Origin of the sequence: Photobacterium sp. GB-36 (genome assembly GCF_003026135.1) — a bacterium.
Lineage (GTDB): Bacteria > Pseudomonadota > Gammaproteobacteria > Enterobacterales > Vibrionaceae > Photobacterium.
Window position 1 is genome coordinate 21,457 of the sequence record NZ_PYNY01000030.1, and the last position, 15,424, is coordinate 36,880.

The following is a 15,424-nucleotide window of genomic DNA, read 5'->3' on the forward strand; positions in this document are numbered from 1 at the left end:
ATAGCCTCCGTTTATAGACTAACCACCAACCGACACTATTATTTTTATTATTAACTCTATAAATATTAGAAGTGATCCTTATTATCAGCCATTTTTATCACTAAAAAACAGGCTTTAATGCCTAATTTGACTAACACTTAATCTGATTAATGATGCAAAAAATGTAAACAAGAATGAACATCTTTAATTCTGCATCTAATCAATAATATTGCGATTTCTGCACTTTCAACCACAGTTAAGTGATAGCAATAGTAAATAATGAGGCAAGGAATGCATAAATGGTTTCAGTTTCCAATTATTGAAGGGCTATCAAGCAAACAAGCACATTGTGACTTACCCAATGACAGTTTCGAACGCGAATGCGGTCGAGAAGGTTTTTTTGGCCCAGCAACGCACATGTACCATAAACATCCGCCAACAAGTTGGGTCTCATGGTGTGGTGAGCATAAACCAAGAGCATTTGATGCCTTAGCTTTGCCCCAAATCGGGGATACACCTTGGGATGCACCACTACTGCTATCAAATAGCGATATTAAACTACGTGTTTGGCAAACCAATAAAAGTATGGATCATCTGGTGCGAAATGGTGATGGTGACGAATTATTGTTTGTTCATCAAGGTAGTGGAGATTTGTATTGCGATTATGGTCATCTGCCTTTTAATGAAGGGGATTACCTTGTGCTTCCTCGCTCTACAACATGGCGAATTGAAACGCCCAACACGGTTACTTTGTTGATGATTGAAGCAACCAATAACAGTTTTAAAAGTGTTGATCATGGGATTGTCGGTGAACATGCCCTCTTTGATCCCGCAATACTTGAATACCCTAAAATCAATGCTGCATTTAAAGCACAACAAACAGAAGATAATTGGCAGATATTGTTAAAAGCGCGTAACCAAATTAATACAATTTGCTACCCGTTTAATCCCTTAGATAGCATCGGCTGGAAAGGAAATCTAACGGTACTAAAACTTAATTGGCGTGACATTCGCCCACTCATGAGCCATCGGTATCACCTTCCACCATCAGCACACTCTACCTTTGTCAGTGATAATTTTATTGTGTGTACCTTTGTTCCTCGTCCTGTTGAAAGCGATCCTAACGCTTTAAAAGTGCCCTTTTTTCACAGTAATAATGATTATGATGAAGTGATTTTTTATCACCATGGCGATTTTTTCAGTCGAGACAATATTAAACCCGGCATGATCACGTTTCATCCTTGCGGATTTCCACATGGTCCACACCCTAACGCTTTAATAAAAAGCCAACAAGCACCTAAAACATTTATCGATGAAGTAGCAGTAATGATAGATACTCGAAACCCTCTCGATATTGCACCCAATGTTAGTGAGGTTGAATTACATAATTATGTGGCGTCATGGCAACGTCATCAACATCCTGAATAACAATAAAAGTAAGGATAACAACAATGAAACTTGCTTCATTACAACAAAGTAGAGATGGAAAGCTCATTGTCGTTTCTCGCGATCTTAAATGGGCGGTATCAGCTCAACATATTGCCCCTACCATGCAATATGCACTAGACCATTGGGCTGATGTTGAACCCATTCTTAATGATCTTTATCACGCACTAAATAGAAAAATGCTTGAGCATCGTTTTGTTTTTCAGCCAATGCATTGTGCATCTCCCCTTCCTCGCGCTTTTCAATGGGCAGATGGTAGTGCCTACGTTAATCATGTTGAGTTGGTGCGCAAAGCAAGAGGTGCAGAGATGCCAAAAAGCTTTTGGCAAGACCCTTTAATATATCAAGGTATGTCAGATCAGTTTTTAAACCCTACACAGCCCATCGAAGTTGAAGATCTTAATTGGGGCGTTGATTTTGAAGCTGAAATAGCCGTTATTACAGATGATGTCCCTATGGCGACAAGCGTAAAAAATGCTGAGAAACACATTAAACTGTTAATGCTTGTTAACGATGTGTCGCTAAGAAATTTAATCCCAACAGAACTGGCTAAAGGCTTTGGTTTTTTTCAATCTAAACCTTCATCGGCTTTTTCTCCTGTCGCGGTGACACCTGATGAGTTAGGCGAGTCATGGAAAGAGAACAAGGTCAATAATCGACTTTATGTTCACTTAAATCAGCAGCTATTTGGCCACCCCAACGCAGGTGTTGATATGACATTTAACTTTGCCCAATTAATTCATCATGCAGCCAAAAGTCGTCCATTAACCGCTGGCACTATCATAGGTTCAGGAACAGTTTCTAACGTAGATAGGTTATCTGGCTCTTGTTGTATTGCTGAACAACGAATGCTGGAAATGATAGAACAAGGCGAGCCTCAAACTCCCTTCATGCAATACGGTGATAGCGTAAAAATAGAAATGTTTGATGCTGATAAACATTCTATTTTTGGGGCTATTGAACAAGCCGTTATTCCCTTTATTAAGCATTAACTTCAAGTACCTTAATTACTCAAAGAGAGCTGAATTATGGCATTTACCCTATATGATTACTTTCGCTCATCAGCCTCATATCGAGTAAGAATTGCCTTAAACATTAAGCAGCTAGATTATACCTGTGTGCCGATCTCGCTGCTTGATAATCAGCAAAACAGTCGCCACTACAAAAACATGAATGCGACGGGTTTATTACCTACACTTGAGCATAACCAATGTTATATATATCAATCTCTCGCTATTATCGAATATCTTGAGCAATGTTATCCAACACCAAGTTTACTGCCTTGTAACACCATAGAAAGTGCGCAATGCCGAGCCTTTGCGTTATCCATCGCTTGTGATATCCATCCGTTAAATAACTTACGTGTACTCAACTATTTAGAGCGCAAATTAACCGTTACAGCAGAACAAAAAAAACAATGGTATCACCACTGGATAGATCAAGGTTTTACAGCATTAGAACAGCAGCTTGCCAGTAACAATAACCCTGAAAAGTTCTGTTTTGGACTTGCCCCAACCTTAGCCGATATATTTTTGATCCCTCAAGTGTATAACGCCCGACGTTTTAATATTGATTTATCAAATTTTCCAACCATTAACGCTATAGAAAAACACTGTAACCAGCTTGAGCCTTTCATCAAAGCAGCACCTCATCTTTAATTCTTCAACAAAAATAGCGCATTTTAAGAAGGACGGAGAACATACTAATGACTGATGATTATAAGCAATGTCTCTGGAAGCCAAGTCGAAAACGCATTCAAAATAGTTTGCTGTATCAATTTATGGTGCAGATCAGCGAACAACACAAACGTCTATTTCATGATTATACCCAATTGCATCGCTGGTCTATAAAACATAGTGACCAATTCTGGCAACAGCTATGGCAATTTTGCAATGTAATTGGCAACCAAGGTGAAAACATTGTCTATTGTCCAACACACAGCCCTATTCCCAATAAAGATCAACGCTGGTTTCCTGATGCCACGCTCAATTTCGCCGAAAATTTACTTGCTTACAGCACGAAGCTAAGCCAACAAGATGCAATTGTTTTTTATAACGAACACAGTTTTAAAGATACAGATAAGCAACATGCCCAGCAGCGACTATCTTGGCAACAACTCCACCAGCAAGTAGCAATAGTCGCACAGTATTTACAACAACAAGGGGTACAAAAAGGCGATGTGGTTGCCGCTTACATGCCTAATATTCCGCAAACAGTTATTGCTATGCTAGCGACCACCTCTTTAGGTGCTGTATGGACATCCACGTCTCCTGATTTCGGGACTGAAAGTGTTGTTGAACGCTTTAGTCAGACCCGACCTAAAGTTATTTTTACTACCGATGGCTATATTTATAACAACAAAACAATAACCAGTTTAACCACATTGGCAGAGGCTTTATCTTCCCTTCCTAGTGTCAAAAAATTAATTGTTTATCCTTATATAAACCAAAATCCCATCGATAAACTACTGTTACAAAGTCCTTCCTTACCTTCTCATATCACCGTGAGTACATGGCAAGAAATGGAAGATGTTATTCATTACCCTGATTTAGCGTATACTCCTACGCCCTTTGATCATCCGCTGTATATATTGTATTCATCAGGTACCACGGGGAAACCCAAGTGTATTATTCACTCTGTCGGTGGAACCCTATTAAATCACCTGAAAGAGCACCAATTACACTGCAATATTAAACCTTCCGATCCCATTTTTTATTTTACGACTTGCGGTTGGATGATGTGGAACTGGTTAGTCAGTGGCTTGGCATCAGGCGCAACACTCGTATTATATGATGGATCGCCTTTATCCCCAGATCCTTATCAATTGTGGAAAATGGCAGACAAAGAAAACCTTCGCTTATTTGGCACTTCCGCCAAATACTTAGAGACCATAGAAAAAATGCAGATCATACCGAACAAGTACGTGACATTGTCACAACTTGCTATCATTTGCTCTACAGGTTCAGTACTCGCACCTGAGCAGTTTGATTATGTCTATAAGCACATCAAACAAGATATTCAGCTCTCATCAATTGCAGGCGGAACCGATATTTGTGGTTGCTTTGCCATTGGCAATCCAATCGGTGCTGTGTGGCGTGGGGAGTGCCAAGTCAAAGCCTTAGCAATGGACGTTAATGTATTTAATCAAGCAGGAGAAGCTATCTTTGATACATGCGGTGAACTTGTCTGTTGCAACAGTTTTCCCAATCAACCCATTGCATTTAGTCAAGATCCAAAAGGGGAAAAATATTTCCATGCTTATTGGAATACCTACCCCAACACTTGGCATCATGGCGATTATGTCAGTGTGTCTCATCACGGTGGGCTCACCTTTTATGGGCGCTCTGATTCAATCTTAAATCCCGGTGGTATTCGCATTGGCACTGCTGAAATTTATCGTCAAGTCAATCCGTTTCATGAAGTCGTCGATTCTGTTGTTGTTGGACAGCAGTACCAAAACGATGTTCGAATTGTTCTCTTTGTTCAGCTACAACCAGATGTAACGCTCGATAATATCTTAATCAATCGTATCAACACGCAACTTCGCAATCAGTGCTCTCCCCATCATGTTCCCGCAAAAATATTACAAGTTTCTGCAATACCCAGAACTAAATCAGGGAAAATAGCAGAAAAAGCGGTGAGAGATGCCATCCACCAACGAAATGTTGTAAACACAAGTGCTATCGCCAACCCAGAAAGTTTAGAGCAGTATAAAAATAGATCAGACTTAGCGTGATAATACGTACAAGGGAATAGGTAAGTTTATCTTCTATTCTTCTAACACAGCATTGATTGCTTCTTTAATTTCATCACTAGAAAAGCCTTTGCTTGATAGATAACCATAAGCTTTGCTCTTTTCTTTAAAGTCGGTGAGATCGTAACGTTTCTTGGCTAGAGCTAATTGGCAGTTGTAGTAGAAATCTATTTCGCCTGATTCAGTTAGTTCATCTAGTACATTATCGAGCTCTGAGATATCAACATGCTTCATTTTTAGCTCTTGCGCGATTAATGAGCGCCCTTTTAACTTCTTGGCAAGTTTGATCACTTCAGCTTCAAGATTGGCGTTCTTGCCTTTGATTTGTGCTTTGGTCAATAAGGTATCTGATGCGCTATGCTCTGAAATACCACGAGAAATGTCCTCCATACTAAAACCACGTTTTAATAAGTCATTGACGACTTTCTCTGCCGATGTGGTTGAGAAGTCTTTAAAACGTGCCAATCGAGTATTGATCATCGATTGCTCACAAATCGCCATTCGCTGCATTGTTTCCGTGATGACTTGCTCTATGGTGAGTTCATCGATGCCTTTGGTTTTAAGCTTTTGCTGGATGTATTTGCGCCCATATTGGCTATTAAAGGCTAATTCGCAGAAATGTAATGAAAATGCATGGTCGCTTTTTAGGTAACCATAGCTTTTCATTTGTTCAAGTACAGTTTCAACCCACGCTTTATTCTCTGTTTTTGCTTCAAGTTTTTTGCGCAGTTCATATTCGGAATGATCACGTAGGTTTAAATGATAAATCGCGCTATTAATGACGTTTTGGATAGTAGAAGCAGGATAAGGTTTTTTCATACGGTATCGGGAGTGGCTAGAAGTTATCGTAATAATAACAGTTTATAATGCTTAAACGAAAAAGAGGCACTCATTGAGCACCTCTTTGTTTTTTTATTGCTAAGTTTCTATTTCATACTATTGGCTAGTATTGAAACTTTGCGTTTTGATTAACAGTGTAGATCAAAACGGTCAGCGTTCATTACTTTAACCCAAGCATTGACGAAGTCGTTGACGAACTTCTCTTCAGAGTCAGCACATGCGTAAACTTCTGCAAGTGCACGTAGTTGTGAGTTAGAACCAAATACTAGGTCGACACGTGATGCCATCCACTTTTGCTCGCCAGTCTTACGATCTGTACCTACAAACACATCTTGGTCTACAGAGGTTGGTTTCCATTGTGTAGACATATCTAGTAGGTTAACGAAGAAGTCGTTAGTTAATGCTTCTTTACGCTCAGTGAACACACCGTATTCGCTGTTGTCGTAGTTCGCACCGAGTACACGCATACCAGCTACAAGCACTGACATTTCAGGTGCTGTTAGCGTTAGTAGTTGTGCGCGGTCTAGTAATAGCTCTTCTGCTGCGACTGTGAACTTCGCTTTTTCGAAGTTACGGAAACCATCAGCAATTGGCTCAAGAACAGCAAATGATTCTACATCGGTCTCTTCTTGTGATGCATCCATACGACCAGCAGTAAATGGTACTGTGATGTCACGGCCTGCATTCTTCGCAGCCATTTCCACACCTACACCACCAGCAAGTACGATTAAGTCAGCAAGAGATACTGTTTTCTCGAAGTTTGCTTGAATGCCTTCAAGTACGTTTAGCACTTTCGCTAGTTGCTCAGGTTGGTTAACTTCCCAATCTTTCTGAGGTGCTAGACGAATACGTGCACCGTTTGCACCACCACGCTTGTCTGAACCACGGAATGTAGAAGCAGATGCCCAAGCTGTTGATACTAGCTCGCTGATTGATAGACCAGATGCAGCGATTTCTTGTTTAAGTTTTGCAATGTCAGCATCGTTTACTAGCTCGTGATCAACCGCTGGGATTGGATCTTGCCATGTGAACACTTGTGCTGGTACTTCAGGGCCAAGGTAACGAGATACTGGACCTAAATCACGGTGAGTTAGCTTAAACCATGCGCGAGCAAATGCGTCTGCGAACTCTTGTGGTTTTTCAAAGAAGCGACGCGAGATTTTCTCGTATGCTGGGTCGAAACGTAATGCTAAGTCAGTAGTTAGCATAGTTGCTTTGTGCTTCTTCTCTGGGTCAAATGCGTCTGGGTGTACTTCGCCACCTTTTGATACCCATTGGTAAGCGCCTGCTGGGCTCTTCTCAAGCTCCCACTCGTTGTAGAATAGGCTGCTGAAGAAACCGTTGCTCCACTCTGTTGGTGTTGTAGTCCAAATAACTTCTAGACCACTAGAGATAGTGTCTGCACCTTTACCGCTACCGTAGTTTGATGTCCAACCGAAACCTTGCTCTTCAATTGATGCACCTTCTGGTTCAACACCTACGTGTGCTGCATCTGCTGCACCGTGTGTTTTACCGAATGTGTGACCACCAGCGATAAGCGCTACTGTTTCTTCGTCGTTCATTGCCATACGCGCAAATGTTTCACGAATATCGTGTGCTGCTAGTAGTGGATCTGGGTTACCGTCTGGACCTTCTGGGTTAACGTAGATAAGACCCATTTGTACTGCTGCTAGTGGGTTTTCAAGATCACGTTGCTCACTGTCTTTTTCGTAACGTGTGTCATCAGCAAGCCATGTCTTTTCTTTACCCCAGTAAACGTCTAGCTCTGGAGCCCAAATGTCTTCACGACCACCAGCGAAACCAAATGTTTTAAAGCCCATTGATTCTAGTGCAACGTTACCTGTTAGAATAATAAGGTCAGCCCAAGAGATCTTGTTGCCATATTTTTGCTTGATAGGCCAAATTAGGCGACGTGCTTTATCAAGGTTTACGTTATCAGGCCAGCTGTTTAGTGGTGCAAAACGTTGGTTACCTGTGCTCGCGCCGCCACGACCATCAGCAGTACGGTATGTACCTGCACTGTGCCATGCCATACGAATGAAGAAAGGGCCGTAGTGACCGAAGTCTGCTGGCCACCAGTCTTGAGAATCTGTCATTAGTTCACGTAGATCTTGCTTCACAGCTTCAAGATCTAGCTTTTTGAATTCAGCGGCATAATCGAAATCTTCGCCCATTGGGTTTGATTTACGATCGTGCTGGTGAAGAATGTCTAGTTTAAGTTGGTTAGGCCACCAATCACTTGGAGACGTACCATTACCAGGGTTAATTGACGGATTAACCGCGTGCGTGTTGTGGAATGGACATTTAGACATTGAGTGTTCACCTTTTTTTTAATTAGTATTATTGCCATTAATTCTTAGCTCTATTCAATATAGCTCTTAGGTATTGAGCAGCAATTAAATAGATTCGTTAAATTTGAAATTTTAAAATTTGATATAATTCTTTTTAGCGATTTAAACTAAAAAAATTAACAGGAATTCTTCATCTTTAACTAAAACATTAAACTGCACCAAAACAAAACTTTCGATTTGATATAAATCAAAAAAAATTTATTTACAAAATACAATCTCGTTTAACGGCGTAAAATTAAATCAATTGAATGCGTACAGCTAATACTATAAATCTATTGATTCAATAGATGGTGGTTATCAAAAGATAATGAACACAACAGCGCTATTCTCCAAAGGAATCCTGGTACTGTATTGAACATCTAGTCCTGGAAGTCATAATAAAAAAAAGTGATAGCCAGAAAGGATATCACTCTTATGTTTTTATCTTGAGGCTACTTTTTTATTGTTTCTATAATCGGTAACAATAACGATATTTTTAAACCTCCCTCAACTGAACGACCCGCTTCTACTTGTCCTCCAGTGACTAGCATCGCTTCTTTTACAATGGCGAGCCCCAAACCATAACCCCCAGATTGTTTATCTCTTGCACCCTCTATGCGCGTGAACGGATCAAAGATATGTTTTAAATGTTGCTCAGGGATCCCATCACCATCATCTGAAACCGATACAACAACATAAGACTGATCCGCGTTATTTCTTATACTGGTATGAATGATAATATTGGCTTCACTTCCAGCATATTTAATCGCATTACCTATTAAATTTTTAATTGCTCGTACTAATAATCGCGTATCGGTCTGAACCATTGGCAGTGCTCTATCAATATCTTTAATGATCGATTGGCCATGCGCTTTTAGCTGTAAACATTGTTCAACCGTTGAATCACAAAAAGTTTGGACGTCGACAGGAATAAGCTTGATATTCGCTTTTGCATTTTCAAATTGACTAAATTCAAGGATTTCTGTGACGAGTTCATTCATCTCTTCTGATTCTTGCTCTAACCGATCCACTAAATGCAAATGTTCAGATGAGGTACGCTTTCGGATTAAATGCAATGATAAATTATGTCTAGCCAAAGGCGTTCGAAGTTCATGAGAAACATCACGAATTAAACGCCGTTGTTTCTCTGTTAGCAATTGTATTTGATTTGCCATGTTATCGAAATCTGTCGCTAATTCATTAAACTCTTTTACTTTCTCTCCCATAACATGAGCGACACGCACTGAAAAGTCACCATTAGCTAAAGAACGACTCGCGTGTCTTAAAGTATCTAATGGTCGCTGCAAATAGCGTGCGATAATTAATGAAAACATTAAGGTGATCAGAATCGCAATCACTACCTGTATTAAACCAAAATACAAAGAAAAATTTTTGGCAGGGTGTAATTCATGAGGTAACTGAACCACCAATTTATTACCATTTTTTAGAGGTATCGTAAAAATGGGTTGATTAACACGAGAATCTAAAATTGAATTCAATGGTCGAGCATATTTAAGTTTAAACTTAAAATGAGGATGCATTATTCGGGTACTTATCTCTTTGTTATCACTGTAGAGTACAAAAGCATAATATTTTTGTTTACTCTCCCACTCAGCAAGTCGCTGCGGATCACCGTTTTCAGCTAAAGGTTCAACTTCTGCTGCCATCTTCAAAATGTCTTGCTGAACCTGTTGCGGGACATGTAACAATGTTTTGACTAAAGCGACCTCTGCTAAATTCTGAAGCCCTAATATGACCAGTAAGCCTACGGTAAAATAAGAAAAAAGTCGGAAAACTAAGCTTTGCTTATGCAAAGGAAGTCGATGCTTTCCTTGTATCACTTTAGAAACATTCACTTGTTTATACTCCTAAACACTTGCTTCTCTTTTTATCTATAGTAACTAGCAATTCAGCCTATCCTAGTCACAAAAAACACGTCACAGATAGACGATACTGTATTTTTACATGACAATAGTTATGGCGTTTATTTCTTAGCATTTTACTCATTTAACATTATGCTTCTTAACTCTATTCATCACAGCAAAAGGAAGTTCTATGATGAAGACCATTATTTGTTTACTGACATTATTATTAGTCGGTTGTTCATCAGGTTTACAAGTCTCTGTTCCTGATTCTGTTTATGAGAATAATCAAACCACAGGTTATCTTGTTGGTACTCTGGGTGCTAATACCGAATGGCCGAAAACAGGTAAAAACCTGCTCACAACGATTAACATTCGCCCTCTAAGTAGCAATAAATTGAGTATTGGAGAGGGTAATATTATTACGATCACCAATAACAATGAAGATGGACATTTTGAGGATTCAACAATTAGCGGTCATTTGTTTAATATTGAGTTACCTGTAGGACAATACGAAATTTTCAGTATTCAACTTGAAGGGTCAGATGGTAATAAAACGCTGATATCCAAAAACATAGGTAAAATGGATGTTACATTTTCAATTACTGCCAACCAAGCCAGCTATATTGGACAGTTTCTTGCCGTTAGCCGTATAGCGAAAAGTGAACTTTGGAATCTTGAGTATCCAAGTGGCTATGGCTATTTACAGCATAGTTATGATCAACAACGTGATGAAACATTATTTTATCAGCAGTACCCTAAGCTGCAAGCGACCCCTTTTAATCTTGAATTACTCACTTTTAGCGATAATCGTGTATTAAAGAATTAATGATGGCTCTATTATCTAAGCCGAAAAATAAGACGATCGAGTATCGTCTTATTTTTTATATTTGAAGAAAACGCATTACTCCGAAACACATGAAGAGTAACTATACCCTCTCCCACGCACTGTTTTAATGTGCTGTTTAGACATTCCTGCTAACACCATTTTACGACGTATATTACTGATATGCATATCAAGGTTACGATCAAACGGGCTAAGCTCTTTCTTCAAAACATCTTTTTGTAATGTGGCTTTTGAGACGACAATATCGTTATTCTTAATTAAGTATTTAAGTAAATCGAGCTCTGTACCAGTTAACGGTAAGCGAGAAAGCTGACTTTCTAATTCCACCGATGTTGAGGGCAAACAATGGCGCTGGCGCTCTAGTCCCACTCTTCGTAAGATTGCCGATATACGTACTAGCAATTCATCAACTTTAAATGGTTTAACCAAGAACTGATCAGCGCCAGCCTGCAAACCATCAAGCATCGTTGCTTCATCTCCTAGTGCTGTAAGCATAAGGATTGGCGTTGCAAAACGCTGACAAATACGGCGAGCAACCTGCATACCGTCAAGTGTGGGTAACATTACATCCAGCAATATCAGATCGACACCTGTTGATTGAAGGTATGTTAACGCAGATTCACCACAATGAACGCAACTAACTTCATGACCTTCATCTTCGAGAACTTCAGTTAATAACACACATAATTGTACGTCATCATCAACCACTAATATCTTAGACACAATACAACACCTAAACACAATGAATGTGCATATTAATCACCTGCTAAACAGATAACAATAGCTATAACATCTATCCTATTAAGAAAAATTAAGAACTTACCGCTACAAACAAAAAAACGATGCTCTATCTCTAGAGCATCGCTTTTAATACGCTTATCTGATTATTCTTGGCAAATTAAGCTTGCAACTTTTGCTTCTCTTTGTGGCACATACCATGAATCTAACCCCGCCTGAACTAACTGTGTAGCTTGTTCTGGTGTCATTGTACCATTTAACACAGCAACACTGGTTTGGTCGATTTGAGCCTCAAAACTCTGTTTACCTCGAGATAAAATCTGCGCAGCACTTCGAATAGTAGAATCACACTCATTACGCCATCCCATCATTTCTTTCGCTATCGGGTTTTCAACTTCAAAGAAATGGTTAGATAATGAGAAGAAACCAGGAATAGAGTTAGTCAATAACTCAGCATACTCCGCCGTTGTCATCCATTCTAGTAACGCTTTTGCCGCTGGATTATTCTGTGCTTTAGTATTTAACCCTATACCAATATCAGTATGATCGCTGAAATAACATTCATCACCGCGATTTTCTACTGGAGGTGGAAATACGCCAAAATCTAGCTGGCCTGTAAAGGTGCTGATATCCCAAGAGCCAGCAGGATAAATAGCCGCCTTCCCTGTTTTGAACAATTCAATGGAATCGGCATATTTACGTGTCTGATAACCATTGCCTAAAAACTTATTCCAATTCGCTAATTCCTGAAATACTTGTCGGTATTTTGGTGAATCAAAACGCTCAGTGCCATTAATCAACCCTAATCGTCCATCTTCGCCCTTCCAGTAATTAGGGCCTATATTTTGAAAGCCCATCGTACTGGCTTCCCATTTATCATTCGTGCCTATTGCTAAAGGCACATACTGACCACTGTTTTTAATCATATTCAACACATGATTAAACTCAGCCGTTGTTTTAGGTACACTTAAATCGAGTTTTTTAAATGCATCTTTATTGTAGAAAAAACCATGGATTACAGAGGCCATAGGCAAACAGAAGGTCTGTGCACCTGAATCAGTTTGCCAAGGGCTTAATGCAAAGCTCGGGAAGTTCTCCATCCCAGCCATTTCTGTAATATCACTAAGGTGCCCCTGCGTAAACAGCTTTAACGAACCATCAAATGGACGACAGGCAATCAAGTCGCCAGCATTACCATTGGCAAGATTGGTATTCAAATCATCAAGAAATGAGGTCAACCCTTCTGGTGAGCGATAGGTGATTTTAATATTCGGGTAATGCTTATTAAATGCTGGAATGATTTTATCTTTCCAAATCGCATCATCTTGTCGCCAAGAATCAACCAATACAGTACCTTTTAATGAGGAATCATACTGTTGTGCAGTTACCGATAGTGGTGAAAGACCAGCTAACGCGATACCACTAATAACAAGACTGTGACATAAGGTTGATTGAACCTTTGTATAAAAAGGGGAAGCCATTCTCTGTTTCATATTTATACCTTAAATCGTTCAATCAATTGACGTTGTTCTGCTGCTAGTTTAGATAGCGACTCACTACTATTTGCAGACTCACGCGCTTCTGACTCTGCGTTGTAAGCAACACTCGCAATCCCATTAATATGCTCAGCAACATCTTGGCTCACTGAAATTTGCTCTTCGGTTGCATGAGCAACTTGCTCTGCCATTTCAAGAATAACGCGCATACGATCAGCTATCGTTTGTAGTGTTTCATCAGTCAAACGTGTTTGTTCAACACATTGCTCCGTTTGTTTATGACTTCTCGCCATGACCTTAGTTACCATTTCAGCGCTGTGCTGAAGGTTATCGATCATCTCATTTATTTCTTCTGTTGATTGTTGAGTTCGATTTGCTAAAGCACGGACTTCATCAGCAACGACAGCAAAACCACGCCCTTGCTCACCCGCACGTGCTGCCTCAATCGCCGCGTTAAGTGCCAATAAATTCGTTTGCTCAGCAATGCCGCGGATAACATCTAAGATACTACCTATATTCACCGTAAAGCTTTCTAATTTGCGTGTGATATCAACCGCTTCAGTAATATCAATCGATAGTTGCTCTGTGATGTTTCGACTATTAAATACTAAGTCTCGCCCTTGTTGCGCGGCCTGATTTACTTCATTGACTTCATTCACAGTAAGATCTGATGAACGTGAAATTTCTTTTGCACTGACTTCTAATTCAGAAATAGCAGCGGCTACTTGATCTGTACGTTGTTTTTGATCTTCAACACGGCTCATCGCCTGTTCACTTGTAGCAGCGGTTTTATTTGCCTCTGTTACTAGTTGTAAAGAGCCATCGTTAATTTTGGTGAGAATATCAGCCATACTTTCAGACAATTGGTCGATTGAGCGAGACAGCGCACCAAATTCACACTGAGATTGGTAATTAGTACGTTGAGTCATATCACCCGCTGTCATCTTACGTAATACCGCATTAATACGTGCTAATGGCGTGTGGATACTTTTTGCCGTAGTAAAGGCAATAATTAAAGCAATAACACCTGAAACCAAACAGGCAATAATAATACTGTACGTCGCTTGGTTGGCTGCAGCATCAGCAGCATTTCGACTATTATATGCATTGCTACTCGCATACTGCATATAATCATTAAGTGCTGTTTGAGTAATAACAACTTGCTGATTAGACTGTTGATTCAAAGCTGACAGTTGACTTTCTAGCTGGTTATTCTCAGCCATAACCGCCAGTAATCCTGTTTTACCCAATGCTAAATCATGGACGCGTTGTAAATTACGCGCATAACGCGCTTTCACATCTTCAGGTACATTAATGCGCTCTAAACCTTGTTTTGCTAATTCAATATCTTTAGCAAGGACTTGGCTTAGTTTTTCAAAGTTAGTATTTTTATTAGCACGACGGACATTTTTTAAGTCACGACTAATACCACTGGTAATAAGTTCAGCTCGATTGCTTAAAGAACGTTTTACACTCGCACGTTGAAGTAATAAATTCGCAGACCATTGATAAGTATCTTCTAATCGAAGAAACGACAAATTAAGCTCTGTCAATCGGTCATTAACAGCAATCCATTGATTATGCGCATTAATTGTTTTTTGTGATAATTCAAAAAATTTATCAGCAGCAGCAAGTGCCGTTGATAGCTTTAGTCTCGCTTCCTCATCAACAGCATATTGCAATGCTTGTTGTTTTGCAGTGTTAAATTCACGTTGAGCCTGTAATACCGCCTCTTTTCGCTCATTTAATAAGTTCGATGATTGAGTCGTACGGTAATCAACAACTGATAGCTGATTTTCACGTAAGCTCGCGAGTAATTGACTTGCCGATGTAACCATAGGTGTCGACACCTCAGTGACATCAGTAAGGCGATCATGGATTCGACTGGTATTGATATAACTAATACTTCCAACTACGGCAATAAGAATAAACATTATTATAAAGCCGACAATGGTGCGCTGTACTATTGATAATGACATAACATGCTTCTATTTATGATTAAATCACGCCGCAGCTGATTAAATAAGATAAGTATGAATATACTTATTTCGCGGTTCTAAATAAAAAGTTAACAACAGAATCAATATCAAGATCACACTTTATTATTTAAATAGTGATAAAGGTATTTATTA

General features: G+C 39.6%; 11 protein-coding genes. 5 read left to right on the forward strand and 6 right to left on the reverse strand.

The features are described 5' to 3' along the window. Positions 1 to 270: 270 nt before the first annotated feature. The 4 genes from C9J46_RS18925 to C9J46_RS18940 are packed head-to-tail and all read left to right on the forward strand — an operon-like array spanning position 271 to position 5,161. Complete coding sequence (locus C9J46_RS18925) at positions 271 to 1,407, forward strand: homogentisate 1,2-dioxygenase (RefSeq protein WP_107247936.1); 1,137 nt, start codon at positions 271 to 273, stop codon at positions 1,405 to 1,407. Between the two features lie 23 nt (positions 1,408 to 1,430). After that, positions 1,431 to 2,417, forward strand: coding sequence for a fumarylacetoacetate hydrolase family protein (locus C9J46_RS18930; protein ID WP_107291376.1), 987 nt, complete (start codon positions 1,431 to 1,433; stop codon positions 2,415 to 2,417). A gap of 36 nt (positions 2,418 to 2,453) precedes the next feature. Beyond that, positions 2,454 to 3,083, forward strand: a complete 630-nt coding sequence (gene maiA / locus C9J46_RS18935; RefSeq protein WP_107291377.1) for a maleylacetoacetate isomerase — start codon at positions 2,454 to 2,456, stop codon at positions 3,081 to 3,083. Positions 3,084 to 3,130: 47 nt separating this feature from the next. Next, a complete protein-coding gene (locus C9J46_RS18940; protein ID WP_107291378.1) occupies positions 3,131 to 5,161 on the forward strand; it encodes an acetoacetate--CoA ligase in 2,031 nt (676 codons plus the stop codon). A gap of 33 nt (positions 5,162 to 5,194) precedes the next feature. Here the strand turns inward: C9J46_RS18940 and C9J46_RS18945 are convergent, their stop codons facing one another. The 3 genes from C9J46_RS18945 to C9J46_RS18955 all read right to left on the reverse strand — a co-directional run bounded on the left by C9J46_RS18945 (position 5,195) and on the right by C9J46_RS18955 (position 10,205). Further along, on the reverse strand, positions 5,195 to 5,998 hold the full coding sequence (locus C9J46_RS18945; protein WP_107287902.1) for a RecX family transcriptional regulator: 804 nt from the start codon (positions 5,996 to 5,998) through the stop codon (positions 5,195 to 5,197). Between the two features lie 149 nt (positions 5,999 to 6,147). Next, entirely contained in the window at positions 6,148 to 8,331 is a 2,184-nt protein-coding gene (katG, locus tag C9J46_RS18950; RefSeq protein WP_107287903.1) for a catalase/peroxidase HPI, read from the reverse strand. A 470-nt stretch (positions 8,332 to 8,801) separates the two neighbouring features. Then, positions 8,802 to 10,205, reverse strand: a complete 1,404-nt coding sequence (locus C9J46_RS18955) for a sensor histidine kinase (protein ID WP_107206958.1) — start codon at positions 10,203 to 10,205, stop codon at positions 8,802 to 8,804. Between the two features lie 199 nt (positions 10,206 to 10,404). Between C9J46_RS18955 and C9J46_RS18960 the strand changes: the two genes are divergently transcribed. Beyond that, positions 10,405 to 11,040, forward strand: a complete 636-nt coding sequence (locus tag C9J46_RS18960) for a hypothetical protein (protein ID WP_233217820.1) — start codon at positions 10,405 to 10,407, stop codon at positions 11,038 to 11,040. A 75-nt stretch (positions 11,041 to 11,115) separates the two neighbouring features. On the opposite strand, the gene C9J46_RS18965 is transcribed toward C9J46_RS18960, so the two are convergent. The 3 genes from C9J46_RS18965 to C9J46_RS18975 form a co-directional block, all read right to left on the reverse strand. Then, positions 11,116 to 11,781, reverse strand: coding sequence for a response regulator transcription factor (locus tag C9J46_RS18965; protein ID WP_107206957.1), 666 nt, complete (start codon positions 11,779 to 11,781; stop codon positions 11,116 to 11,118). Positions 11,782 to 11,942: 161 nt separating this feature from the next. Then, positions 11,943 to 13,289, reverse strand: coding sequence for an ABC transporter substrate-binding protein (locus C9J46_RS18970; protein WP_107291379.1), 1,347 nt, complete (start codon positions 13,287 to 13,289; stop codon positions 11,943 to 11,945). A 2-nt stretch (positions 13,290 to 13,291) separates the two neighbouring features. Then, positions 13,292 to 15,271, reverse strand: coding sequence for a methyl-accepting chemotaxis protein (locus C9J46_RS18975; RefSeq protein ID WP_107206955.1), 1,980 nt, complete (start codon positions 15,269 to 15,271; stop codon positions 13,292 to 13,294). Positions 15,272 to 15,424 lie beyond the last annotated feature (153 nt).

What these genes read in the sequence shown, in the direction of transcription:
- C9J46_RS18925 (WP_107247936.1), top strand. Translation starts at nt 271, where the DNA reads ATGCATAAATGGTTTCAGTTTCCAATTATTGAAGGGCTATCAAGCAAA.
- C9J46_RS18930 (WP_107291376.1), top strand. Translation starts at nt 1,431, where the DNA reads ATGAAACTTGCTTCATTACAACAAAGTAGAGATGGAAAGCTCATTGTC.
- maiA (WP_107291377.1), top strand. Translation starts at nt 2,454, where the DNA reads ATGGCATTTACCCTATATGATTACTTTCGCTCATCAGCCTCATATCGA.
- C9J46_RS18940 (WP_107291378.1), top strand. Translation starts at nt 3,131, where the DNA reads ATGACTGATGATTATAAGCAATGTCTCTGGAAGCCAAGTCGAAAACGC.
- C9J46_RS18945 (WP_107287902.1), bottom strand. Translation starts at nt 5,998, where the DNA reads ATGAAAAAACCTTATCCTGCTTCTACTATCCAAAACGTCATTAATAGC.
- katG (WP_107287903.1), bottom strand. Translation starts at nt 8,331, where the DNA reads ATGTCTAAATGTCCATTCCACAACACGCACGCGGTTAATCCGTCAATT.
- C9J46_RS18960 (WP_233217820.1), top strand. Translation starts at nt 10,405, where the DNA reads ATGATGAAGACCATTATTTGTTTACTGACATTATTATTAGTCGGTTGT.
- C9J46_RS18970 (WP_107291379.1), bottom strand. Translation starts at nt 13,289, where the DNA reads ATGAAACAGAGAATGGCTTCCCCTTTTTATACAAAGGTTCAATCAACC.
- C9J46_RS18975 (WP_107206955.1), bottom strand. Translation starts at nt 15,271, where the DNA reads ATGTCATTATCAATAGTACAGCGCACCATTGTCGGCTTTATAATAATG.